General features: G+C 72.9%; 18 protein-coding genes. All 18 read left to right on the top strand.

Going from position 1 to position 23,835, the window contains the following annotated elements:
* The first annotated feature begins 19 nt into the window (after window positions 1–19).
* The 18 genes from IT780_RS17370 to IT780_RS17285 all read left to right on the top strand — a co-directional run bounded on the left by IT780_RS17370 (window position 20) and on the right by IT780_RS17285 (window position 23,782).
* Window positions 20–778, top strand: a complete 759-nt coding sequence (locus IT780_RS17370) for a DeoR/GlpR family DNA-binding transcription regulator (RefSeq protein WP_199512603.1) — start codon at window positions 20–22, stop codon at window positions 776–778.
* Between the two features lie 114 nt (window positions 779–892).
* Window positions 893–1,546: a hypothetical protein gene (locus IT780_RS17365; RefSeq protein ID WP_199512602.1), complete on the top strand. Its 654-nt coding sequence runs from the start codon at window positions 893–895 to the stop codon at window positions 1,544–1,546.
* 25 nt (window positions 1,547–1,571) lie between these two features.
* Complete coding sequence (locus tag IT780_RS17360; protein WP_199512601.1) at window positions 1,572–2,057, top strand: helix-turn-helix transcriptional regulator; 486 nt, start codon at window positions 1,572–1,574, stop codon at window positions 2,055–2,057.
* 54 nt (window positions 2,058–2,111) lie between these two features.
* Complete coding sequence (locus IT780_RS17355) at window positions 2,112–3,209, top strand: hypothetical protein (RefSeq protein ID WP_199512600.1); 1,098 nt, start codon at window positions 2,112–2,114, stop codon at window positions 3,207–3,209.
* Between the two features lie 4 nt (window positions 3,210–3,213).
* The gene (locus IT780_RS17350) at window positions 3,214–4,515 is read left to right on the top strand and encodes a hypothetical protein (RefSeq protein ID WP_199512599.1); all 1,302 of its coding nucleotides are present in this window, start codon (window positions 3,214–3,216) and stop codon (window positions 4,513–4,515) included.
* A 3-nt stretch (window positions 4,516–4,518) separates the two neighbouring features.
* Complete coding sequence (locus IT780_RS17345; RefSeq protein WP_199512598.1) at window positions 4,519–5,118, top strand: hypothetical protein; 600 nt, start codon at window positions 4,519–4,521, stop codon at window positions 5,116–5,118.
* Window positions 5,115–7,097 (top strand): hypothetical protein, encoded by a 1,983-nt coding sequence (locus IT780_RS17340; RefSeq protein WP_233412981.1) that lies wholly within the window; start codon window positions 5,115–5,117, stop codon window positions 7,095–7,097. The genes IT780_RS17345 and IT780_RS17340 overlap by 4 nt, the downstream gene beginning before the upstream one ends.
* A 1-nt stretch (window position 7,098) precedes the next feature.
* Window positions 7,099–8,211, top strand: coding sequence for a hypothetical protein (locus IT780_RS17335; RefSeq protein WP_199512596.1), 1,113 nt, complete (start codon window positions 7,099–7,101; stop codon window positions 8,209–8,211).
* A gap of 12 nt (window positions 8,212–8,223) precedes the next feature.
* Complete coding sequence (locus IT780_RS17330; RefSeq protein WP_199512595.1) at window positions 8,224–9,102, top strand: DUF2272 domain-containing protein; 879 nt, start codon at window positions 8,224–8,226, stop codon at window positions 9,100–9,102.
* Window positions 9,099–10,544 (top strand): M20/M25/M40 family metallo-hydrolase, encoded by a 1,446-nt coding sequence (locus tag IT780_RS17325; RefSeq protein WP_199512594.1) that lies wholly within the window; start codon window positions 9,099–9,101, stop codon window positions 10,542–10,544. Before IT780_RS17330 ends, IT780_RS17325 begins: the two co-directional genes overlap by 4 nt.
* Before the next feature lie 201 nt (window positions 10,545–10,745).
* Entirely contained in the window at window positions 10,746–12,578 is a 1,833-nt protein-coding gene (locus IT780_RS17320; protein ID WP_199512593.1) for a phage tail sheath C-terminal domain-containing protein, read from the top strand.
* A gap of 11 nt (window positions 12,579–12,589) precedes the next feature.
* Window positions 12,590–13,111 (top strand): phage tail protein, encoded by a 522-nt coding sequence (locus IT780_RS17315; protein ID WP_199512592.1) that lies wholly within the window; start codon window positions 12,590–12,592, stop codon window positions 13,109–13,111.
* 14 nt (window positions 13,112–13,125) lie between these two features.
* Entirely contained in the window at window positions 13,126–13,851 is a 726-nt protein-coding gene (locus IT780_RS17310; RefSeq protein ID WP_199512591.1) for a T4 family baseplate hub assembly chaperone, read from the top strand.
* Window positions 13,844–14,533, top strand: coding sequence for a hypothetical protein (locus IT780_RS17305; RefSeq protein ID WP_199512590.1), 690 nt, complete (start codon window positions 13,844–13,846; stop codon window positions 14,531–14,533). Before IT780_RS17310 ends, IT780_RS17305 begins: the two co-directional genes overlap by 8 nt.
* The gene (locus tag IT780_RS17300; RefSeq protein ID WP_199512589.1) at window positions 14,530–15,774 is read left to right on the top strand and encodes a Pvc16 family protein; all 1,245 of its coding nucleotides are present in this window, start codon (window positions 14,530–14,532) and stop codon (window positions 15,772–15,774) included. The genes IT780_RS17305 and IT780_RS17300 overlap by 4 nt, the downstream gene beginning before the upstream one ends.
* Window positions 15,775–15,777: 3 nt before the next feature.
* The gene (locus IT780_RS17295; protein WP_199512588.1) at window positions 15,778–17,646 is read left to right on the top strand and encodes an ATP-binding protein; all 1,869 of its coding nucleotides are present in this window, start codon (window positions 15,778–15,780) and stop codon (window positions 17,644–17,646) included.
* Window positions 17,637–18,005, top strand: coding sequence for a hypothetical protein (locus tag IT780_RS17290; RefSeq protein WP_199512587.1), 369 nt, complete (start codon window positions 17,637–17,639; stop codon window positions 18,003–18,005). Before IT780_RS17295 ends, IT780_RS17290 begins: the two co-directional genes overlap by 10 nt.
* On the top strand, window positions 18,002–23,782 hold the full coding sequence (locus tag IT780_RS17285; protein WP_199512586.1) for an eCIS core domain-containing protein: 5,781 nt from the start codon (window positions 18,002–18,004) through the stop codon (window positions 23,780–23,782). Before IT780_RS17290 ends, IT780_RS17285 begins: the two co-directional genes overlap by 4 nt.
* Window positions 23,783–23,835: the final 53 nt, after the last annotated feature.

Below are 23,835 nucleotides of genomic sequence, written 5' to 3'. Positions count from 1 at the left end.
GGGTGCTAGCGTCTGCGCCATGCAACGCAAGCAGCGCCTGCGCGAGATGGTGTCCGCCATCGTCGAGAAGGGCGGACTCGACGTCGAGGACCTCGCCGAGCTGTTCTCGGTCTCCGCCGCCACCGTCCGGCGCGACCTGGAGCTGTTGGAGCAGCAGCGGCTGGTCACCCGTACCCGCGGCGGCGCGACCACCCACGCGTCCTTCAACGACCTGCCGCTGTCGTACAAGACGGAGCAGGACACCGGGGAGAAACGGCGCATCGCCCAGCAGGCCCTGAGCTTCCTCGACGGCGCCCGGGTCATCGGCACCACCGGCGGCACCACCGTCTCGGAGTTCGCCCGCCTGCTGATGGACCGCGACGGCCTGACCATCGTCACCAACGCCCTCAACGTGGCGACCTACCTGGTCGCCAACCCGCGCCTGCGGGTCTTCTCCGCCGGCGGCGAGGTGCGCAGCAGCAGCCAGGAGGCGGTCGGCCCGAGCGCGGAGAGCTTCATGGCCGGCTACAACATCGACGTGGCGTTCATCGGAGTCGACGGCGTGGACGCCACGGCGGGCTGCACCAACTACGACCCGGTGGGCTGCCGCGTCAACGCCGTCCTGCGCGACCAGGCCCGGATCAGCGTGGTGCTCGCCGACGCCACGAAGATCGGCCGGGTGGCGCTGGCCCGGGTGTGCGCCATGTCTGATGTGGACTATCTGGTGACCGACGCCCGGGCCGGCAGCGCCGCGCTCGATGCCATCCGGGCCCGGGGCTGCCAGGTCATCACCGTCTGACGAGCACCGCCAGAATGCGCACTCCGTGTCATTCACGTATGCGGGCCGTTCGGCTCTACAGGCGTCCGTGATCCATTTCTGAGAATGCGGAGAGGATGACGGACGGCGGCCGACATGCGTGATCAGACAATGGGTTCCGACACGAAGGTCAACGGGATATTGCCCGACGATTCCCGTGACCTTGTCACGTCCTCCGGCGCGGTGAGGGCCTCCGGGCGCAGGGCAGCGGCGACGGGCACACCCGCGTCGCCGGTCGGCGAGGCGGTGGCTCCGATCACGGCCGGACGCATCGAGATGTGCCTGCAGAGCAGCACCTACTGGGCGCAGCGGCTGCCCCAGTTCGCCGATCGCATGCAGCGGCGTGCCGACGCCTTCGCGATCTCCGCCGCACTGCTCAGCGCCCTGACCGGTCTCGCCGTCTGGGCGGCACTGTCCAGCACGGAGGACTGGTGGGGGCAGGCTGCGGTGTCCTTCGTGGCCATGGCCGCCGCGGCCATCGGCATCGTGCCCAAGGTCAAGAACTACGGCGAGACCGCCGGCAAGGCCCGGGAGCTCTCCTCGCAGTACGGCTCGATCAAGGGCCGGCTGGCCGATGCGCTCGAATGGGCCCGCGCCGGTGGGTACGACGACGGATTCCTCCGGCAATTGGTCAACGACTTCGAGGCGGCGAAGCGCAGCAAGGATTCTCTGAGCCCGTACCCGAAGGAGGAGCAGGACGGCCGCAATGCGGAACGGAAATTGATCGGTTCCGCCGAGGGCAAGCCGTAATCCATCGGCTGTCGGGAGGCAGGCGATGAACAACTATCGCAATGCGGCGGACAACCCGGCCGTGCGGGCATTGGCGCGCCAACTCGTCGCGGCGCTGACCGCGGAACGGCCGGACGGTCCGCCGATGTCCCCGGAGCCCGGGGACCTGCTCGATCTGGAGGTCGACGGCGTCCGGTGCCGCTGCGTCCGGGTCGCCCCGCCGCCCGGGGCGCCCCGGGCGGCGCTCAGTCCGCGCGAGCAGGAGATCGCCCGCATGGTGGCCAAGGGCCGCACCAATCAGGCGATCGCCGATGTGCTGGGCATCAGTACCTGGACGGTCTCCACCCATCTGCGGCGGATCTTCGCCAAGCTCAACGTCAACTCGCGGGCGGCGATGGTCGCCGGCCTGCTCACCGCCGTGGGAGGGCCACCCTCGCCCGCTCCCCGCGGCGCGGTGTCGTCCGATCCGGTGACACCGGAGGATGCGACGCACGTTCGTGGGTCCCGTGAAGGCGCGACTACCGGGCACTGACCGCGCGGCGGTGCGATGGCGGCTGAACTAGTCGGTGCGACAGGAGGTCCTGCCATGGCTACTGGCCAGCGCGCGCTCACCGAGGGCGAGTTCGAGGAAGAGCTGGAATTCGAGGACGAGGGCGAGGAGTTCCTCGGCACCGTCGCACGCGGCGGTGGCCTCCTCGGTCCGGGTCAGGGCGAGTCCGAGGACGAGATGGAGTTCGAGGGCGAGTTCGAGGAAGAGCTGGAGTTCGAGGACGAGGGCGAGGAGGTCGCCGGCGCACCCCGCGGTGGCTCGGCGGAGTTCGAGGATGAGTACGAGTCCGAGGACGAAGCCGAGGAGTTCCTCCGCCGAGCCCGGGGCTGGCTGCGCCGCGCCGCGCCGGTCCTCCGCCAGGCCGCCCGGATCGCCGCACCCCTGGTCGGTACGGCCGTCGGCGGCCCGCTCGGTGGGATCCTCGCCCGCGGCGCCACCCAGCTGTTGCGTGAGGGGGAGTTCGAGTTCGAGGACGAGCTGGAGGACGAGTTCGAACTGGAGGGTGAGTTCGAAGACGAGGCCGAGGAGATGGCCGCGCTCACTCCGCAGCAGGCTCTCGCCGAGATGATGGCGGCGGTGGCCGCCCGCGCCGCCACGGAGGCCGAGGCGGAGGCCATGATCGGCGCGGCGACCCTCTCGACGCTGTCGGCCCGCGAACGGGCTGAACTGGAACGCGTCCTGGCCAGCCTCGTCCGCGGCTCCGCCGTCCTGGTACGCGTGCTGTGGCGCCGATCGTCCACCCGTCCGGCCATTCGCGTCGTACCCACCGTCGTGCGGGGCACCGCCCGCAAGCTCGTCCGGCAGGCGGCTACCGGCCGGCAGGTGACGCCGAGGCAGGCGGCACGTGTCATGGCGCGGCAGACGTACCGGGTGCTGGGCCAGCCGCGCGTCACGCAGCGCGCCCTCGGCAACCACGCCCGCGGCACCGTTGTGGCCGCCCGGCGCTCGATGCCCGCAGCTCGGGCCGTCATGCCGGGCGCGGGCGGGTACCGCCGGCCGGTCGGCTCGGCCAGGGCGACGCTGCAGCCGCGGCGGATGCCGCCGCAGCGACGCACGCCGGCAACCCGGCGACAGGCCGCCCCGATGCGGGCCGGGCGTCACACGGGCGGGCGTCAGCCGTCCCTGCGCTTCTGAAGCCATGACCACCGTCATGCGGGCGCCCATGGCGCCGCCGGCTCCGCGGTCACCGGCCGCTGTGAACCGCTGGTTGCACACGCAGGGCATCAACGTGGAACGCCACCTGGCGGCTCTGCGGCCGTTCGTGGACGGGGAGTTCGGGCGGGACGCCGCGGCACCCACCTCCGGGCATCTGCAGGCGGTGAACAGGCTGATGGCCCAGCTCCGGGACACCCTGACGCGGGAGACCGACGCGACCATCGCCGAGATCGACGCGGTGACGCGGCAGCCCGGCACGGCGGGTCTGCACCGGGTGCTGCGGCACAAGGAGCGCGCGCACACCTGGGTGCGGGCGGTCGAGCGGGTGTGGGACTTCTACTTCGAGCTGTTCGGCCAGCGGCAGTCGCGCATGGCGGATCGGCTGCTGAGCTGTGATCGCATCGCGCTCGACTGCTACCAGACCGCGTTCGTCAACCTCGGCACGGCACGGTCGATCCCGGCACCGGCGCCGTTCTCGTACATGCGGACCGGGTTCTCGCCGGCCACCTTCCGGCGGGACATCCCCTTGCGGCGCCTCGGCCGCCGGCTCAACCCGTTCCCGCTGATCCAGTTGCCGTACCACCGGCTGGTCAACCCGTGGACGCTCGGTGCCATCCTGCACGAGGTCAGTCACAACCTGCAGAACGACCTCGGCCTGGCACAGACGGTTCCGCACGCGCTGCGCCGCCGGCTCGAGGCGGCCGGCGCACCGCCGGCGGTGACGCGGGTATGGCTGCGCTGGCACCGGGAGACGTTCGCCGACCTCAGCGCCCTGCTGCTGGGCGGTCCCGCCGTGGTCGCCTCGCTGATCGACGTGGTGGGTCGCGGTGTACCCACCGTCCTGGAGTACCAGGCGGCGGGTCCGCATCCCACCCCGTACCTCCGCCCGGGCCTGAGCCTGGAGTTGCTGCGCCGCATGGGGTTCGCCGCGGAGGCGGACCGCTACGGCGAGCTCTGGCAGCGGCTGTACCCGCCGGGTCTGCCCACCGACATCCCTGTGCCGGTGCTCGACACGTACGCCGCCCTGATGCCGGTCGTGGTCGAGACGATGTGCTTCACCCCGTACCCGAGCCTGGGTGACCGGGCACTGGCCTCGGTGCTGCGCTTCGCCCGCAAGGACCAGGCCATGGTGTGTGAGGCCGCCGAACGGCTGGCGGCCGGCACCGACCCGGGCGTGGTGCCCGAGCGGTACCTGATCGGGGCGGCGCGCTCGGCGCTGGACCGTCGGCTCGCCCCGCCGGACCGGATCACCGACGCCTTCTATCGCGAACTGGCCAGGAGGTGAGCCGTGGGACTGCAGAGCGCACTCGATGAGCTGACCGCCCGGCTGGGGAGCCTCGCCGGGGCCGTGGACGCGCTGCGGCTGACCGCCGTGGAGGACCGGCCGGCGGACGCCGACGACCTGATCCTCGACCGGGTCGCCGCCGCGGTCGAGGACCGGGCCGGGTGGGTGGCGGAGGCCTGCGCCGAGGCACGCGCCGGGCGCGACGCCCTCCGGGTGCACCACGACCCGGTCGGCACGCTGCGCCGGTTGGCCGCGTGCCAGGAACGCGTGCACCGGCTGGCGGAGGGTGCCTGGACCGGTCTGCTGCCGTACGAGACCTACGACGAACTGGGGCGACTGTCCCGCGCCCGTGGCCGCGAGTGGCAGGGCTGGCTGGCCACGATGCGGCTCGGCGTCGAGGCGTGCGGGCCGCCGTTCGCCGCCGTGCAGACCGCTCTGCTGGCCGCCTGGTGCCAGGCAGCCGGGCCGGCGGAGCCGCCGCCCGCACCAGCCGGTTCCGAGGAGCCGACCGCATCCCTTGTCTCCGCCGCATCCGCCTCATCCGGTGGATCGGACCGCCGCCAGTCGGCCGACGGCAACAGCACGTGGAGGTGCTTACCGTGACGAATGTGAAACAGACGATCGTCGACGCGGCGTCGTTCCTCGCCCGTAATCAGGACGGCTCCGGCAAGGTTTCCGCCGCGTCCCGGAGCGGTGCCGACGTGGTGGACACGGCGATCGAGTCGCTGCTGGGCGCACGCCCCGAGAACCCCGAGGAGTTCCGGACGCTCCTGGACCGCGCGTTCGTCGTCGAGGAGGACGGCGGCCGGAAGGTGGTGCGCTACCGGCGTCCCACCACCGCCGGGGCCCTGATGCTCAAGCAGGGCGCCGTGCTCACCGGTGCGCAGGCGAGCATCGTGAAGCGGGCGCAGCTCGCGCGTACCGAGATCTTCGAGAACCTGGACGCGCTCGTACCGCTGGCGCTGACCCCGGACCCGGACGCCGTCCGGGACGTACGGTCGCTCGTGCACACCGTGGTGGACGCCGCCGTCGAGGAGATGAGCCGGCCGGGCGGGCCGACGGTGGTCCGCGTCGACCGGCTGCTGGCCGAGCTCGCGGGGGAGGACGCCGTCCGGGACCAGGCCGTGCCGGTGGCACTCGATTCCCTCGACGGTCTCCTGAAACGGCTCGCGGACGTGTTCGGCATGCACCGGACCGAGGTGTCGAGCCTCGACGACGAGCGTACGTACACCAGCTTCGTCGCCATCGTGGGTACGGTGTCGTCGCTGTGCCTGGGCTGGGTGGCCGACCGGCGGTACCTGGACCCGCTGACGGGTCAGCCGTTCCTCGGGACCCAGCTGGTGCAGATCGAGCGCGCGCTCGCGGTCGTCGGGCAGTCCGTCGAGGAGGTGCGGCAAGCCCTCGACCGCGCCGAGGTGGAGGAGAACGAACGCTTCCTCCCGCCGCCGATCCCCACGTCCGGCATCTACGCCACGACCGGGAACCGTCGGAGCGTGCCCAGCCTCGGCGCCGTTCTCGCCTGGACGGAGGACGTCGCCCAGCGCGGCTTCGACCGTCTGCGCCACGGCGGGCGCGACGGCATCGACTCCTTCGTCAGCGAGACCGGCGAGCTGACCGGCACGATCCGCACCGTGATGCAGGCGGTCGCTCCGGGTCCCGGCGCCCCTCGGCTGACCGGGCTCGACAGTCAACCGGTGCGCGACGCTCTCCAGTCGCTGCTGCGCCGAATCGACACGGTGACGATGCTCGCGCGGAGGCTGCAACAGCCGAGGCAGGCAGCCGTCGCCGCCGCCTCGCCCCCACCCCCGCCCTCCGCCTCCACGATGTCAGCGAGTGGCGGCCGGTCGACATCCTCGTCGCGCCGCTCCGGCCGGTCGCGGTCGCGGGGCGCCGCCCGCAGCACGGTCGCGATCGGGGGACCCGCGGCCGGTCGACCGCCGGCCGGTCGACCGCCGGCCGGTCGACCGCTGGCCGTTGACGCGGTCGACGCTGGCCGTTTCGTCGATGACCCGATGGCCGCCGGTGTACAGGCATCCCCGAGCGGCTCGTGGCTGCGCGTGTACGGCGCCGGCTTCGACGCCGACACGTCGGTCGATCTGACCAGCGTGTACGGCACGGTGTACGCGGCGAGCAGGCCGATCGTGATCGACGAAGGGCAGCTCATCGTCGCCAGCGGTCCTACCGAGGACATCGCCGTGGTCAAGGTCCACAATTCCACGGGCGCCGTGGCCGAGCTACGGCTCAGGGAGGATCGCCGGCCGCTGACGCTGACAAGCGCGCGCCTGGGCAAGTCCGCCTACGTGGCCGATGGTGACGCGGCCGGACCGAACACCTGCCTGTACGCCACGCTGTACGGCTCGGGCTTCGACCCCAGCGTCCACGTCGCCGTCGTGGTCAAGGACCAGGTCCTCAGCCCGGCGCAGATCGTGGTGCTGGGTGACGCGATGCTCGAGCTCGTGGTCGGGGACTTCCACGGCACCGGCATCGACAAGATCGTCGTCACCCACCCGGACGGCCGGAAGGCCGAGCTGGACGTGAACGGCACGCTCCCACAGACCCGGTCGGACGGGGAGGATGAGTGACATGGCCACCGTGCGGGACAGCCAGCGGCTCCAGGACCAGGCCGCGGAATTGCGCCAACGGCTGGTCGATCTGCTCGGCAGCCGGCTGAGCGGTGAGCCGGGTCTGGCGGACGACATCGATCGACGGCTCGTCGACCTGCTCGGCGCCGGCGGCAACGGCGGCCCGCCCAAGGACAACGGGCTGGCCGCCCTCGTCGGGCTGGGCGATGCGGCGGCGGCCGACCTGGCCGACACGCGCCTGCCCGGCAAGGTCGAGGAGTACGACGAGTCGGTGGCCTCGGAGCGGATCCTGGCCATCGCCGACCTGTACTACATCTACCAGCACGAACGGCTCGGTGTCTTCCGGGTCGTCCGCAAGCTGGAGGAACTGTTCCGGGCCGGCACGCTGCGCCTGTCGGACGGCCCGGGCGCGTACGCCCTCTACCGCTTCGACCGGCGACGGGTCCTGCGGTACACCCGCCAGGACCGTGCCGCCGCGTACCAGCGGGCCTTCGGCTACGGCACGGTGCCCGCACCGGCGGGCGGGCGGCCGAACCGCGACTTCCATCCCCACTTCACGGCGTTCGCCGCCGAGGTGGCGGCGTTCTGGCGCGACAAGCGGGTCTCCGACGTCATCCGCGAGCGCGCGTACGACCCGAGCTTCGGCAGTATCGCGGTTGTCCGCCGGTCCGGCCTGGACCTGCGCAACAACCTCAAGTTCGCCTCGTACGGCCACATCAACGTGCTGCGCGTGGAGGTCATGGCCCTGCTCGAGGAGGCGATGACGCTGCTCGGCGCCGCGGACATCCGCGAACAGTTCGGCGCGGACAACGCCTGGGACGTGGTCGAGGAGGTGCTGACCCGGTACTTCCGGGAACCGCTGTCCACCTCGCTCCGGCAGCGGCTCGCCGTGTCCGGCCGGGAGTTGCTGCGGTGGGTCGCCGAGCCGTACGTGCTGCAGAGCAACCGCGCCCAGTTCGAGGCGTTGCTGCTGCGGGTGGCCGAGTACGCCGAGGAGTGGGTGACCAGTGCGGAGGCACTGGGACTGACCGGCGCCCGGCAGCGCCGGCCCGCCGCGCTGCCGTGGGATCCCCGCCGGTCCCAGGCGCACACCCGGCGTACGGCTGCGGAGTAGGGGGAGCAGGTCATGCTCTCGTCGCTCCTGCAGACCTGGTTCGGCCCGGCGTCCGGAACATCCTCGTCGGCAACCATGGATCCGCTGCTGCGCGCCGTGCCCGCCACGGACGAGGCGGCCCGCGTCGCCCGGTCGGTGGCGTCCGGGGTGCGTGACGAGAACCGGCTCACCGATCTCGTCTTCTCCGGCCGGCACCCGGAACGCCGGGGCCGCCGGTTGATGGGTGGCGAGCCGGGGTTCGCGCGGCTCCGCGACGAATGGGTGAGGATCCGGCGCGGTGTCGTCCGGCCCCTGCTGTGGGCGACCGTGCGGGCCGACGCCCGCCGGATCGCCTTCGACGAGCGCGCGTGGTGGGGCCACGGCACCCGGATGGAGTGGGAGCCGGCCGCGCAGTCCCGGCTGGCCGGATACTGGCGGGCGACGCCCGGGACCGCCCTCACCGGCGTGGCGGTGTGGCAGACCGCGTGGAGTGCCGCGTTCATCTCGTACGTGCTCCGCGCGGCCGGTGCCGGCAGCGCGTTCCGCTACTCGCGGGCGCACCTGGTCTACGTCCACGACGCGATCCGCAACGCCGTCCACCGCCCGGACCGCCCGATCCAGGCCTTCCCGGTCACCCAGGTGACACCCCGGGCCGGGGACCTGGTGTGCAACTGGCGCAGCGGCCGGCCGCTGTCGTACGCCGCACTGGCCGCGATGTCCGTACCGCCCGCGGCGCATCCGCTGCACTGCGACGTTGTCGTGCGCGTGGGGACTGACGAGATCGACGTGGTGGGCGGCAACAAGGGCGCCGGCACGGTCGGGTGGGAGCGGCACCGGCTCAGCGGCGGCCGGCTGCTGCCGCTGAGCGGCAGCGGGCGTGGGTGGCTCGCCGTCGTCCGCATCGGCCCGTGAGCCCGGCGCTCCCGGCGGCCGGCTTCGTCCGGGATCTGCGGGCCTTCGCGGCCGTCCCGAGTGTGAGCGGGGAGCCCGGCCATGCCGCCGACATCCGCGCGGCAGCCCGCTGGCTGGCGGCCCGGTTGCGCCGCGCCGGCCTCGAGTACGTGCGGTTGCTCGCGACCCCGTGCCATCCCGTCGTGGTGGGCTCGTGGCGCCACGCCCGCGGCCGTCCCACGGTGCTGCTCTACGGGCACTACGACGTACAACCCGCGGGTCCCGGCACGGTCTGGCGGTCGCCGCCGTTCGTGCCCACCCTGCGCGGCGATCGGCTGTACGGCCGGGGCACGAGCGACGACAAGGGACAGCTCCTGACCCACGTCGCCGCGATCGAGGACCTGTTGCGCCGGCACGGCCGGCTGCCGGTCAACGTGGTGTGCCTCTACGAGGGGGAGGAGGAGATCGGCAGTCCGAGCCTGCCCGGCGTGCTGGAGCGGTACCGGGCCGAGTTCGCCGCCGACGTCGCGGTCGCCTCCGATACCCGGATGCGGGGTCCCGGACGGCCGGCGCTCACGTACTCGCTGCGCGGCTCGGTCGCGTTGGAGCTTCGGATACGGGGCCCGGCCCACGATCTGCATGCCGGCGCGTACGGCGGCGCGGTGCACAACCCGGCACAGGTGCTGTGCGACCTGATCGCATCCCTGCACGACGACGACGGCCGGGTCCGGGTTCCGGGCTTCTATCGCGGCGTACGGCGGCCGGACCCGGCGGAACGGGCCCGGATGCGCCGTTCCGGCCCCGACGACCGCACCCTCCTGCGCGACGCCGGTGTGCGGCGCGGCTGGGGGGTCCCCGGCACGACCCTCTACGAACGCACAACCGTGTGGCCCGCGCTCACCGTGAACGGCCTGACCGCGGGGCACCAGGGCCCCGGATCCAAGAGCATCATCCCGGCGTACGCCACGGCGAGGATCGGGATGCGGCTCGGTGCGGGCCAGGATCCGGCGTGGACGGCCGCCGCCGTGGCCCGCCACCTGGCTCGCCGCACGCCACCGACCGTCCGTTGCGAGCTCCGCCTGGTCCATGCCGCCTCACCGGTACAGCTCGACCGGCGATCGGAGGCCGTGACCGCCGGCGTCGCCGCCTACCGATGCGGCTTCGGCGTACCGCCACTGCTGCTGCGCTCCGGCGGCACCATCCCGGCCGTCTCCCTCCTGCGGGACAAGCTCGGCATCGGGACAGCACTGCTCGGGTTCGCCCTTCCGGGGGACCGGGCGCACGGGCCCGATGAGAGCGCCCACCTGCCTACCCTCGGCCGCGGGGTCGTCACGATCGCCGCTTTTCTGACCCGGATGGGGAATCTGCTGCCGGAGCGCGGAGCGGTGAGAATCGATGCCTCCGCGGTGTCGAGTGACCCTCTATTGAGTACAGTCCGATTTCCGACCGTGATGCGGCGTTGACACTGCGCGATCATTTCGGGAGCCTTGGAAGCTCGACGGAGGGATCTGTTCCCCGCCGTCAGACTTTTCGGCCGCAGGTGTTCGCCACCCCTTCTGTGCGGACGTGATCCTGCCGCAATTGGTTGCTGTGCCGCACCCGTTCACGAGGCGCTCGCCTTTTCGGCTGCGGGCCTTCGTTTCGGCGAAAAGAATGGAGGCGGCATGCCCGTCACTCCGACCTATCCCGGCGTCTACATCGAAGAATCGCCCAGTGCCGTGCGGACCATCACCGCCGTCTCGACGTCGGTGACGGCGTTCGCCGGGTTCACCCCGCGGGGCCCGCTCGGCGAACCCGTGACGCTGACCAGCTTCGCCGACTACGAGCGCCGTTTCGGCGGTCTGTCGGCCGGCAGCGTGCTGAGTTACAGCGTCCAGCAGTTCTTCCTCAACGGCGGCAGTACCGCCATCGTGGTGCGCCTGGTCAGCGGCGGGTCACCGGCCGGTGCGCCGCTCTCCGGCGGTGGCGGGCCCCTGCTGACCGTGTCGGCCCGGGAGCCCGGCGAGTTCGGCCGGGGCATCCAGGTGTCCGTCGACCCCGACGCGGCGTCCCCGGACGACACGTTCGGGCTGCGGATCTCCGCGCCCGGCGGCGGCCCCGGCGAGACGTTCACCGGCCTCTCCCTGGACAAGGACAGCCCCCGGTTCGCGGAGAAGGTGGTCAACCCGTCCTCCGCGCTGGTCCGGCTCGACGTCGCGGACGACGCGGCCGGCGTACCGGCGGCGTCGGGGACGGTCTCGGACCCGTTCGCCGATCCGCTGCCCGATGTGACGGGCAAGAAGTTCAAGGTCTCCGTGCAGGGCGGCGGCAAGGACTGGGAGATCGATCTGTACGACCCGGCCCACGACGGCTCCCGTCCGGCGCGGGTCGGCGAGCTGGCCCTGCTCCTCGAGCGCAAGCTACGCCGGGTCGCCCCGGGCTCGCGGGCGCTGTCCGGCGCCCGGGTCAACGCGGTCGGGCAACGGCTGCAGGTGCTGGCTGGCGAGCCGGGCGCGGTCATCCGCTTCACCGGGCCGGACGCCGGCGACCTCAAGCTCGAGGGCGGCGCGGTGAACGCGCCGGCCGCGCCGCTCACCGGGGGCAGCGACGGCGCCGCGCCCACCGCGGCCGACTTCATCGGCAGTCAGGACGCCAAGAGCGGCATCTACGCGCTGCTCGACGTGGACGACGTCAACCTGCTGTGCCTGCCCGAGGTCGCCGACCTGGCCGTCGACGACATGATCGGCGTGCTGAGCCAGGCCGTCGGCCTGTGCAGGGACAAGCGGATGGTCCTGATCGTGGACCCGCCGAAAGGCTGGACGTCACTCGACGCCGCCCGCGCCGGCCTCGCCGACATCGACTCGGTACGCAGCAGCTACGCGGCCCTGTACTTCCCGCGCATCCGGATGTTCGACCCGCTCGCCGGTCAGCTGCGCGAGTTCCCGCCGTCCGGGGCCGTCGCCGGCGTGCTGGCCGCCACCGACAGCGCGCGCGGGGTGTGGAAGGCGCCGGCCGGGACCGACGCGGTGCTCTCCGGCGTACGGGCGCTGTCCACGCCGCTCACCGACCCGGAGAACGGCCTGCTCAACCCGCTCGCGGTGAATTGCCTGCGGGCCTTCCCGATCATCGGCCCGGTGATCTGGGGCGCCCGCACCCTGGACGGCGCCGACGCCGAGGGGTCGCAGTGGAAGTACCTGCCGGTGCGCCGGCTCGCGCTGATGATCGAGGAGAGCCTCTACCGCGGCACCAAGTGGGTGGTCTTCGAGCCCAACGACGAGAACCTGTGGGCGCAGATCCGGCTCAACGTCGGGGCATTCCTGCGGACGCTTTTCAACCAGGGCGCGTTCCAGGGCACCTCGGCCCGCGACGCGTACTTCGTGAAATGCGACAAGGACACGACGACCCAGGACGACATCAACCGCGGCGTCGTCAACATCCTGGTCGGATTCGCGCCGCTCAAGCCGGCCGAGTTCGTCATCGTCAAGCTCGAGCAGATGGCCGGTCAGATCGAGGTGTAGGGGAAATCCGCATGGCCGAGTTCACGGTGAATTCGAATCGCTTCGACCCGTACAAGAACTTCAAGTTCCGGGTCCTTTTCAACGGCCGGGTGGTGGCCGGGATCAGCAAGATCAGCCCGCTGAAGCGGACCACCGAGGTCGTCAAGCACCGCTTCGGCGGCGACGCGAACGGCATCCGCAAGTCGGCCGGGCGCACCGAGTTCGAGGCGATCACGCTGGAACGCGGGCTGACCCACGACACGGAGTTCGACGACTGGGCGAACAAGGTGTGGCTCATCGGTCAGGGCCTCGGCGGCGAGTCCTCCCTCCGGGACTTCCGGCGCGACCTGGTGATCCAGGTGCTCAACGAGTCCGGGCAACCGGCGGTCGCGTTCAAGGTCTACCGCGCCTGGGTGAGCGAGTACCAGATCGTCGGCGAGCTCGACGCGAACGCCAACGCCGTCGCCATCCAGACGCTGAAGCTGGAGAACGAGGGCTGGGAGCGCGACACCGAGACCCCGGAGCCCGAGGAGCAGATCCTCGCGCTGCCGTGACGGGAGGGCCGGCGATGGTGTCCAGCGTTCCGGAGCTGCTGGCCGGCTGGGAGCTCGGCCTGAGCGCCGACGAGAGCCGGCGGGCCGTGGTGCTGCACTCGCTGGCCCGGCCCGGCGAGCCGGCCGACCGGCTCCTCGCGACGCCGGTCGGCGAGCGTGACGCCGACCTGCTCGCGCTGCGCCGCCGGCTGTTCGGCGACGCGGTCCCGCTGCGGGCCACCTGCGCCGGGTGCGACGAGGAGCTCGAGTTCGCCTTCGACTTGGCCGCGGTGCCCGCCCCGGCCGGACCGGCCGGCGAGCGGCGGGTCACCTCGGGCGACTGGAGCGTGCTGGTCCGCCCGCCGACCGCCGGCGACCTGCTCGCCGCGGCCGCCGCACCGCCCGACCGGGCCCGGCAGGTGCTGCTGGCCGCGTGCGTCGTCGAGGCGACCCGGCGGCAGCGGCCGGCCCGCGCCGACCAGCTCCCGGCCGAGGTGCGCCGGTTGGTCGCCGAGGCCTGCGCCGCCGCCGACCCGCGGGCCGACATCACGCTCGCGGTCGCCTGCGCGATGTGTGGCCACCGGACCGCGGCCGCGCTGGACATCGGGGCGGTGCTCTGGGCCGAGCTGGACACCTGGGCCCGGGGCCTGCTGCTCGACGTGCACCTGCTCGCCCGCACGTACGGCTGGACCGAGGCGGAGGTCTTCGCCCTGAGCCCCCTGCGCCGCCGCTACTACCTGGAGCTGGCCGGACATGACTGACTTCTTCGACCGCTTGCTCGCCCGCCGGCGTCCGCTGGACGAGCCCGGCACGGTGACCCGGGCCCGGCCGCGGGTGCCGACGCTGTTCGAGCGCTCCCGGGCCACCGGCCTGGAGGAGATCTCCGTCGAGCGGCCGGCCGCCACGCCGCCGGCCGTCGTCGCGCCGCCATCGGCTCCCGTCGCGCCGCCGCCACCGGGCCGGCCGTCCCAGCCGGCGCCGCCGGTGCCGAACACCCGCTTCGCCGCGCCCCTACCGGAATCCGGCCCGGCTCCGGCGGTGGCCACGACGACCGCCACGGGCGAGCCGGCGGCGCCCGTGCTGACGCCACGAGCCGTCGTCCACGCGCCGATGCTTCCGCCGCCCGCCGCGCCGCGCATCGAGACGCCATCGATCCCGGTCCCGGCCGCGGCGCTCGTCGCCCCCGCCCCGCAGCTGGTCGCGCCGTCCGAACCCCGGGTCGCCCCGGTGACACCGCCGGCGACACCCGGTTCGCCGGCGTTCGCGGTGGCACCCGACGGCCGCACGCGCCGCGCCGAGCCGGCCGGGCGCACCGTACGCGTCCACATCGGCCGCATCGAGGTCTCCGCACCGCCCGCACCGGACAGCAGGCCGGAGCGGGCCCAGCGCCGTACGCCCGACCTGACGCTCGACAAGTACCTCGGCGAGGGGGGAGTGCGATGAGCAACGCCCTCGCCATCGCGACCGTCACCGAGGCGCTGCGCCGGTTCCTGGCCAACAACCTGCTGCCGGAGATCACTCCCGCCGTCGACGTGACCGCCCGCAAGCCGTTCACCGAGCCACCGACCGACCCGACCATCAGCGTGTTCTGCTACCAGGTCACGCCGAACCCGGCCCAGCGCAACCGGGACGCGCCCACCCGTACGGCCGACGGCACCCTGATCACCCGGCCCCGGGCCGCGCTCGACCTGCACTACCTGATCAGCTGCTACGGCGACGAGACCGACCTGATGCCGCAGAAGCTGCTCGGCGCCGTGATCCGCGCCCTGTACGTCCAGCCGGTGCTGGCCCGCGCCGACATCGAGGACGCGGCCGCCCAGGCGTTCCTGCGCGGCAGCGACCTGGCCGCCGCACCCGACCGGGTCCGCTTCACGCCGTCCACCCTGGACATCGACGACCAGTACAAGCTCTGGACGATGCTGTCGCAGACGCCGTACGCGCTGTCGGCCTGCTACCAGGCGTCGCTGGTGTTCATCGAGGGACGCACCGGCGCGCCACCCGGGAAACCCGTGGAGCGCCGTACGGTCACCGCCCTGCCCGGCGGCCGCCCGGTGATCGACCGGGTCCTGTCCCGGCCCCGCGCCACCCCGGAGGCGACCCCGGTCGAGGGGCCGGCACCGCGCGAGAACGACCTCGTCATCGAGGGCAGTTCCCTGGCCGCCGACGCCGTGTTCGCCCGGCTCGGCACGGCCGACGTCGAGGTGCCCGCGGCACGGGTGACCGACACGCGAATGCTGGTCCGGCCGCCCGACGACCTGCCGGCCGGCGTCCATCCGCTGCGCGTGCTGCAGAGCGTGGCGGTGGACACCGGGATCACCCTCGCCAAGGTGCTGCAGTCCAACGTGGTGCCGTTCGTCCGCGTGGCCCGGGTGACGGGCACCGCGGCCGGTGCCGGCGAGCTGCGCATCACGCTCGACCTTCCGGTCGGTGCGGAGCAACGCGTGCAGCTCCTGCTGGACGAGCTCGAGCCGCCGGACGGGCGGGCGCCGCGGGCGTACCAGTTCGACGCGCCGTTCCCGCTGCCCGGCGCGCGGCCGCCGGAGCAGGTGACGGTACCGCTCGGGCCGATGGCAGCCGGGACGTACCTGATCCGCGTGCAGGTCGACGGCGCGCAGAGCCCGATCGCGCGCAACGCCTCCGGCCAGGTCACCGGGCCGGCCGAGACGCTGCCGGAAGTGTCCTGAGCCATGGCCGGCGACGTGCATCAGGAGGCGCTGACCGCGGCGGTCACGCGCGTGCTCGCCCGCGTCGGCGGCCGCCGCGACGAGACCCCCGAGGCACCCGGCGGCAGCGCGCTCGACATGGTCTCCTCCTGCTTCGGGCTCACCCCGTTCGAGCGCGACGTGCTGGTCCTGACGGCCGGCGTGGAGGTCGACCCGGGCTGCGCCGAGGTGTGCCGGACGGCCGGCGGGCGCCCGTACCCGACGTTCTCGCTCGCCCTGGCCACGCTGGCCGGGCCGCACTGGAGCGCGCTGGCGCCGGTCTCCCCGCTGCGCCGCTGGCACCTCGTGGAGCTCGAGCCGGACAGCCCGGTCACCACCGCCCGGCTGCGCATCGACGAGCGCATCCTGCACCTGCTGGCGGGGGTGCCGTACCTCGACGTCCGGCTGCACGGCCTCGTCACCCCGCTGCCGGCCGCACCTGCGCTGCCCGGCACCCAGCACGCCGTGGCGACCGCGCTGGCCGGCGCGTGGACCACGGGTACGGGACGGGCCACGCTGGCCGGTGCGGACGGTCAGACCCGCCGGGAGGTCGCGGCCGCCGCGGCCGGGGAGGCAGGGGTACGCGCGTACGCCGCCCGCGCCGCCGATCTGCCCACCGATGCCGTGGAGCGCGAGGCGCTGGCCCGCCTGTGGGACCGCGAGGCGATCCTGTTGCCCGGCGCGCTCCTGGTCGAGGTGGACGACGCCGGCCCGGAACGCCGCGAGGTGGCCGCCGCCTTCTGCCGCTCGCTGGCCGCGCCGGTGGCGTTGTCCGCCGCCGAGGTGACCGCCGACGACCGCGTGGGCGAACGGATCGCCGTCGCCACGCCCCGCCCCGACGAACAGCGCGAGCTGTGGGCGGCCGCCCTCGACGGCGTGGTCCCGGTGGGCGACGGCGACCTGAGCCGCCTGGTCGCACAGTTCACGCTGCCCGGCCACGTGATCCGCGCCGCCGCCTCGGACGCCCGCCGCCGAGCCGCGTCCGGCGCACCGGCCGGGTACGACCTCGCGTGGCAGGCCGGGCTCGACCACGCCCGGATGGCGCTGGACGACCTCGGCCGCCGGATCACGCCCCGGGCCGGCTGGGACGACCTCGTGCTTCCCGCCCCGCAACGGGCCGTGCTCAACGAGATCGTGGCGCACGTACGCCGCCGGTCGACCGTGCACGACGACTGGGGCTTCGAGGACGTGCTCCGCCGCGGCCTCGGCGTCACCGCGCTGTTCGCCGGTGGCAGCGGCACCGGCAAGACGCTCGCCGCGGAGGTGCTCGCCCACGACCTCGGGCTGGACCTGTTCGTCATCGACCTGTCCCAGGTGGTGAACAAGTACATCGGGGAGACCGAGAAGAACCTGCGCCGCGTGTTCGACGCGGCCGAGCGGGGCGGCGCGGTGCTGCTGTTCGACGAGGCCGACGCGCTGTTCGGCAAGCGCAGCGAGGTCAAGGACAGCCACGACCGGTACGCCAACATCGAGGTCAGCTACCTGCTGATGCGGATGGAGGCGTACCGCGGGCTCGCGATCCTGACCAGCAACATGAAGAAGTCGATGGACTCCGCGTTCCTGCGCCGGCTGCGGTTCGTGGTCGACTTCCCGTTCCCGGACGCGCCCGAGCGGGCCGAGATCTGGCGCCGGGTCATCCCCGCCCGGGCGCCGGCCGAGGGCCTCGACCCGGAACGGCTGGCCCAGCTGACGGTCAGCGGCGGCAGCATCCGCAACATCGCGCTGTCGGCCGCCTTCCTCGCCGCCGACGAGGGCGCGACGCTGCAGATGCGGCACGTGCTGGCGGCCACCCGTACGGAATATCTCAAGCTCGAACGCTCGGTCACCTCGGCGGAGGTGGCCGGATGGCGCTGACCGAGCGGGTGCTGGTGGAGATCGACGCTCTTCTGCTGGACGGCGTACGCCCGGCCGACCGCGCCCGGGTGGCCGAGGCGTTCACCCGTGAGCTCTCCCGCCTGCTCACCGAGCACGGGCTGCCGGCCGTGGACGCCCGCCGCGACACGGTGACCCGGCCGCCGGTGCCGCTGACCGGCTCGCCGCGCCGCATCGGCCGGATGCTGGCCCGCTCGGTGCACGAGACGCTCGTCCCCGACACCGCTCCGGCGGCTGCCCCGGCCGCCGCTGCCGGGACCGGCACTGGTGCCGCTGCCCGGAGCGCCGCCGGGACCGTTGCCGGAACGGCCATGGGGACCGCTGCCGGGGAGACGCTGTGAGCGGGCCCGCCGCGGTGCCGCCGGCGAAGGCGCAGCTGCGGCGCGGGACCACCGAACGCCGGCGTGACCGCCGCCGGCGCAAGCGGGCTCCGGCCGAGCTGCGCGAGATCGTCGCCTCGGCCGGGCGGCCGCTCGAGCCGTCCGTACGGCGCGAGCTCGAGGAGCGGCTCGGGCACGACTTCAGCCGGGTACGCATCCACGCCGACCGGGACGCTGCCGCGCTGGCCGAGCTGACCGGCGCCGACGCGGTGGCCGTGGGCACCGGCATCTTCTTCGCCGTCGGGGCGTACCGGCCGGACACCGCGGAGGGCCGGCGTCTGCTGGTCCACGAGCTCATGCACACCATCCAGCTGCCCGACGCGGCCGTCATGCCCCGGGCCGGCCGGGAGCCGGGGGCGGTGAGCCGGCCGACCGAGCCGCTGGAGCGGGAGGCCGAACGGGCGGCAGACTCGGCGTCCGAGGCGTCCGGCGTGGGTCCGGTGGGCGGGGCGCCGGCCTGGATGCGGTACGCCTCCGTCAACCCGGCCCAGCTGCGCATCGAACACCTCGATCCCGCGACGCTGGTGGACCGGCTCGTGGCCGGCGTGCTGCGGAGCCTGCGCGGAGACCCGTCGGACGCGGCCGGGCGGATCCGGTTGCAGTTCGGGCGGCTGACGCCGGAGCTCGAAACGGCGGTGCTGGAACGGCTCGAGGTGCGACTGCCGTCGGCCGAATACCGGCGGGTCCAGGACCTGGGCGCGGAGGGCGCGGCGGAGGCGGTGAACGGGAGCGCGGTCGACACAGCGTCGACGCCCGCGCCTGTGCCGACCCAGGCACCCGACGACGGGAAGGCGCCCGAGGAAGACAAGGCGCCCGAGGAACAGGGAGAGCTTGGAGACGCTGAGTCCGAGGAGAAGGACGCCGAGAAGGCAGCTCCGGACAAGGTCGACAAGGACAAGGACAAGGACAAGGACAAGAAGGACAAGGGCAAGAAGGCCGAGGAGGAGAAAGGCGAGGAGGGGAAGGGCGAGGAGGGGAAGGGCGAGGAGGGAAAGGGCGAGGAGGGGAAGGGCGAGGAGGGAAAGGGCGAGGAGGGGAAGGGCGAGGAGGGAAAGGGCGGTAAGGAGGGCGAGAAGAAGGAAGGGCCCGAGACGCCGCCCGCCGCCGGGTCCGCGGCCGCCGCGCCGGGGACGACTGCCGGGCCGGCCGGGGGCGCCGGGCCGGCTCCTGTCGCGGGGGGTGGGGGTGGCGGTGCCGCGCCCGCCGGTACGGGCCTGGTCGATCTGAGCCAGATCGACGCCGTCGCCGAGGATCCGCAGGGGCCGTTGGCGCATCACGGTCTGCGGGACCGGCCGGCCGGTGCCACCGTCGAGGAGATCCCGGAGGGGGAGCGGCCGCTCGGGGTCGAGCCGCTCGCCGAGGACGACGTGCCGGATCCGGACCCGGGCCCCGAGCCGACCGGGGCCGAGGGGCCGGGGGCCGAGGGGCCGAGGGCTGAGCCGCCCGGGCCGCAGGCGTACCTGCCGAAGGGGGACCTCGACGTCTCCGCCGTGCCCGCCGCCGACGCGATCGAGCTGCCGTCCAGCGGGTCGCCGCCGCCACCGCCGGCCGCGCCGTCCTTCCCGGCGCCGCCCGAGCCGGAGATCGTCGACGATCCGGCCGGTGGGCCCGGCACGGTCAAGGCGGTGGCCGAGGCCGCCGAGCGGGACCGGGAACGTGAGCGCGCCGAGGCTGCCGAGGTCGGGGAGGCACCGGGTCAGGTCTCGCCCGATGCGCTCGACCGGGAGCCCGGGACCACAGTGGATGCTCCTGACGCCGGCGCGCCGGAGACGGCGGCTGCTTCCAGTACGCCGGAGGTGGCGGCCGGCGGCGGTGGGCCGGCTGAGGGCGTACCCGGGAATGCCCTGCCGGCGGATGCGTCGCTCGAAGCCGGCGGCGGGTCCTGTGGGTCGACTCCCGAACCGGCGGCCGAGGCCGACGGCGGCGGTGCCGCGTGCGGCGCGCCCGCGCCCGCCGTGGACAAGGCGGAGGAGGTGTCGGCGGCCGGGACGCCCGACCTGTCCGGGCAGGAGCCGGAGGGCGCGCTGGCCGCCGCCGGGGCGCTGCCGGCCACGCAGATGCGGGATTCCCTCGCCGGCGTCGACGCGTCGGTGAACCGGTCGGTCGGTGAGCGACGCACCGAGCTGGCCGCCGCGCCGCCGAGCATGGACCGGCCGGTCGGTGCGCCGCAGACGCAGCACGGTACCCCGGAATCGGCCCCGCCGGCCGCGTCGTCGCTGTCCACGCTGCAGGAGGTCACGCCGGACACGCTCGGCAAGCAGAAGCTGCCCGAGGGCCGGCCGGCGCCGTCCGGACCCCCGCCGACCGACCGGGTGGCGCCGCCGCACTTCGCCGACACCGGGCAGGACAGCCTCAGCGAGGCCGAGGTGCGGGGGCTGCACAACGCCGTCGACGCCGTGCCGACCACCGACCCGGCCCTGAACCAGACCGTCGGCGCGGCGCCGGCCGTCTCGCTGTCCGGCGACACCGATCCCGCGCTCGCCGACGAGCAGCGGCGCCGGCTTGCCGTGCAGGCCGGCACACTGCAGCAGATCGGGCGTACGGATGCCGCCACCGACCTGGGCGAGCGCCGGATCTATCCCGACGTACGGCCGGAGACGTTGCGTGGCTCCGCCCCGGGGGCCGGACCGGCGCCCGGCGGGAAAGCGGCGGGAGCGGTACCGGCGGCGGCCGGGCCCGCGGCGGGGAGCAGCAGCACGCCGCCGCAAGCCGTGTCGGCCGTGGTGCAGCAGGAGCGGGGGCCGCAGGTGCAGGCCGGGGTCGCTCAGGGCCGTACGGCGATCAGGACCGAGCAGGAGACGCAGCGTACGGATGAGGCGGCCGCCCGTACCGACAATGCCGCCGCCGTCGACCGGGAGATCCAGGCCAACAGCGCCGAGCAGGCCGGCGAGCGGGTGTCGCTGAGCGACGTGGCGGCCGCGCAGCGCTCGCAGTGGCGCACCGAGCAGGACCGGATGCTCACCGAGAACGGCAAGAAGGCCGACGGCGAGCACACCGCGCAGCTCAAGCTGATCTCGGCGAAGAAGACCGGCACCGACGGCGAGATCGAGACGCGCCGGCAGACCGACGACAAGAGCATCGGCGAGCAGAAGCGCAAGGCCGAGGCGGAGGCGCAGAAGGAGAAGAACAAGAAGAAGGGCGACGACGGCTGGCTCAGCTGGGCCAAGTCGAAGATCAAGTCGGCCTTCAACGCGCTGGTCAGCCTGGTCAAGGGCATCTTCGACCTGGCGCGCCGGGCGATCAAGGGCATCATCGACGGCTTCAAGAAGTTCGTCACCGGGCTGATCGAGGCGGCGCGCCGGGCGATCGTCGGCTTCATCAAGGCGGTCGCCACGGCGCTGATCGCGATCAGCGGGGTGCTGCTCGCCGCGTTCCCGGAGCTGCGGGACAGGGTCCGCACGTTCATCGAAGGCCGCCGGGACGCCGCGATCAGGAAGGTGAACCAGCTCGCGGACAAGCTCAAGCGGGGCGTACAGAAACTGCTCGACGCTCTCGCGGCCGGCTTGACCAAGCTGCTCGACCTGCTCGAGAAGGGCATGCTGGCCGCGATCGAGCTGGCCCGGGCGGCGGTCGAGAAGGCGATCGCCTTCGTGGAGAACGCGATCAAGCTGCTCGGCCAATTCGCGGCGCTGGTCGCGGACATCGCGCCGGACCCGCTCGGCTGGCTCGGCAAACTCGGCACGGCGGCCAAGCAAGGTATCCGCGAATACCTGTGGACGGCCACGAAGGCCGCGGTCAAGCAGTGGTTCAACCAGAAGGTCGAGTCCATCCTCGGCCTGGGCAGAATGATCTTCAACGTCCTGGTCAAGGGCTGCCTCTCGATGGGCAAGATCGCCCGGATGGCGTGGCAGGCCCTCATCAAGGCCCTGCCCATGATGATCATCTCGATCGTCATCGAGAAGGTCGTCTCGATGATCATCCCGGCGGCCGGCGCCATCATGACGATCGTCCAGGGCGTGATCGCCGCCTGGGGCACGATCAGCAAGATCATCGCCGTCTTCCAGAAGTTCTGGGCCTTCCTCCGGGCGGTCAAGGCCGGCGGCGTGACGGCGGCCTGCCTGTTCGCCCAGGCCGTGGCCGCCGGCGTGGTGGCGCTGCTCGACTTCATCACCAACTTCCTGCTGATGCGGCTGGTGTCGGCGGCCAAGGGCGTCGCCTCGAAGCTGAAGGGCCTGGCCCAGAAGATCATGGCCGCGCTGAAGCGCGGGGCGTCGGCGGCCCGCAAGGGCGCCGGAAGGGCCATCACCGCGGCGAAGCGCGGGGCCAAGGCTGCTGCGGGCGCTTTGAAGCGCGGCACGCAGAAGGTCGCGTCGTGGGGGCGTAAGGGGCTGGCGCGGGCGAAGACGGGGGCCAAGAAGGCGCTGGGCGCTGTTCGGAACGGGGCCAAGCGGCTGGGCGCGCGGTTCGCCAAGACGAAGATGGGCAAGGCGCTGGCCGCGGCCGGGCGGAAGGTCAAGGCCGGCTACCAGAAGGCGAAGGCCAAGTATCAGGCTTGGCGGGACAAGCGCCGGAGCAAGCCCAGGAAGCAGCCACCGTCGAAGGAACAGCGGCTGCAGGCGGCCGTCGCGCGCATCCGGCCCAAGCTCGCCTTCATGCTCCGCCGCGGCCTTCCCAAGCTGGTGGTGCGCAGCGTGCTGGCCGCGATGCGGCTGTTCTACCGGCTGACCGGGCTCGCCGTCGAGGGCCGCGGTTCGGTGCGGTTCAAGGCGTGGCTGAATCCCCAGGACTTCGTCATCGCCGGTGTCGAACTGGACGACAACGACGCCCGGGAAATTCTGCGCTATGTCCGCGACCTCGCCCATGCCGTGATCGAGGAGGGTAAGAACACCCCGGACCGGGTCAGCCGGGGGCAATACGACACCCGGAACAAGAGGAAACTCGATCCGACAGCCGATGCCCACGTTCCTGAGAAGTACCGGCGCACGCTTCTCGAAGTTCATCCGGGCACCCGCGGGCACGACGTGCAGGCAGCTCTTCTCGAGGACCCGAAAACCAAGCCCAAGGTCGTGAACATCGTTCGGTATCTGGCCCGGACGCAGGGCGATCCGCATCATGACGTGAAGCGGACCGGTGGCGGCCGGTATCGGCTGGACCCGGTCACCAACGAGCGGCAGATCGTCGGTGCCAATCCGGAGAATCAGCTCATCCACATGGCGGATCCCGGTACCGGCCGGCTCAAGGTGCTGTCGTACCAGGAGCTCGAGGACAAGATCGGCCGCCTCTCACCGGACCAGCAGCAGGTGCTGGCTCGGCAGTCCCTGGACCGGTTGAGCGGCGGGGTGCCGGTCGGCGACAACGCTCGAGTCGCGAACGAGCTGACGACATGGCTCGTGCAGCAGGAAGCCCGCCGGAACCCTTCGGCGTTCGTCACGTCGGCTCTGGCACTGGACGCCGCCGCGCAGGGCGTGGGCGACAACCGCACCTCGCTGCTCGAGCAGGTGAAGAAGTTGCCGATGAAGGATGAGGGCGCGCAGAACCAGGCCCGGACGTTGAACAATTATCTGGACCGGACGAATGGCCGGGGAATGGGCCAGGGTGCGCGCGAGCTCGCCACCTTGCAGATCGGTGTCATCGACGCCTGGGTGCGGTCGCATGAATTGTTCGCCCTGGATCAGCCGACAAAAGACGTCATGCTGACACGGCTGTATTCCGCGGTGCGTGGGAGAATCTTCGAGATCTATCGGCTGACCGCGGAGGAGAGGGCGTCGGTGATGAGTAAAGTGAGGGCCCCCCGATGATTTTCGAGCGACGAAGTTCCCGCCGGGTCCTCCGCGAATACCCGGATTTCGCC

This window comes from Nucisporomicrobium flavum (assembly GCF_016464385.1).
GTDB classification, from domain to species: domain Bacteria; phylum Actinomycetota; class Actinomycetes; order Mycobacteriales; family Micromonosporaceae; genus Actinoplanes; species Actinoplanes flavus_A.
The sequence above is the reverse complement of the archived record's forward strand: the minus strand, read 5'-3'. Positions and strand labels throughout refer to the sequence as shown.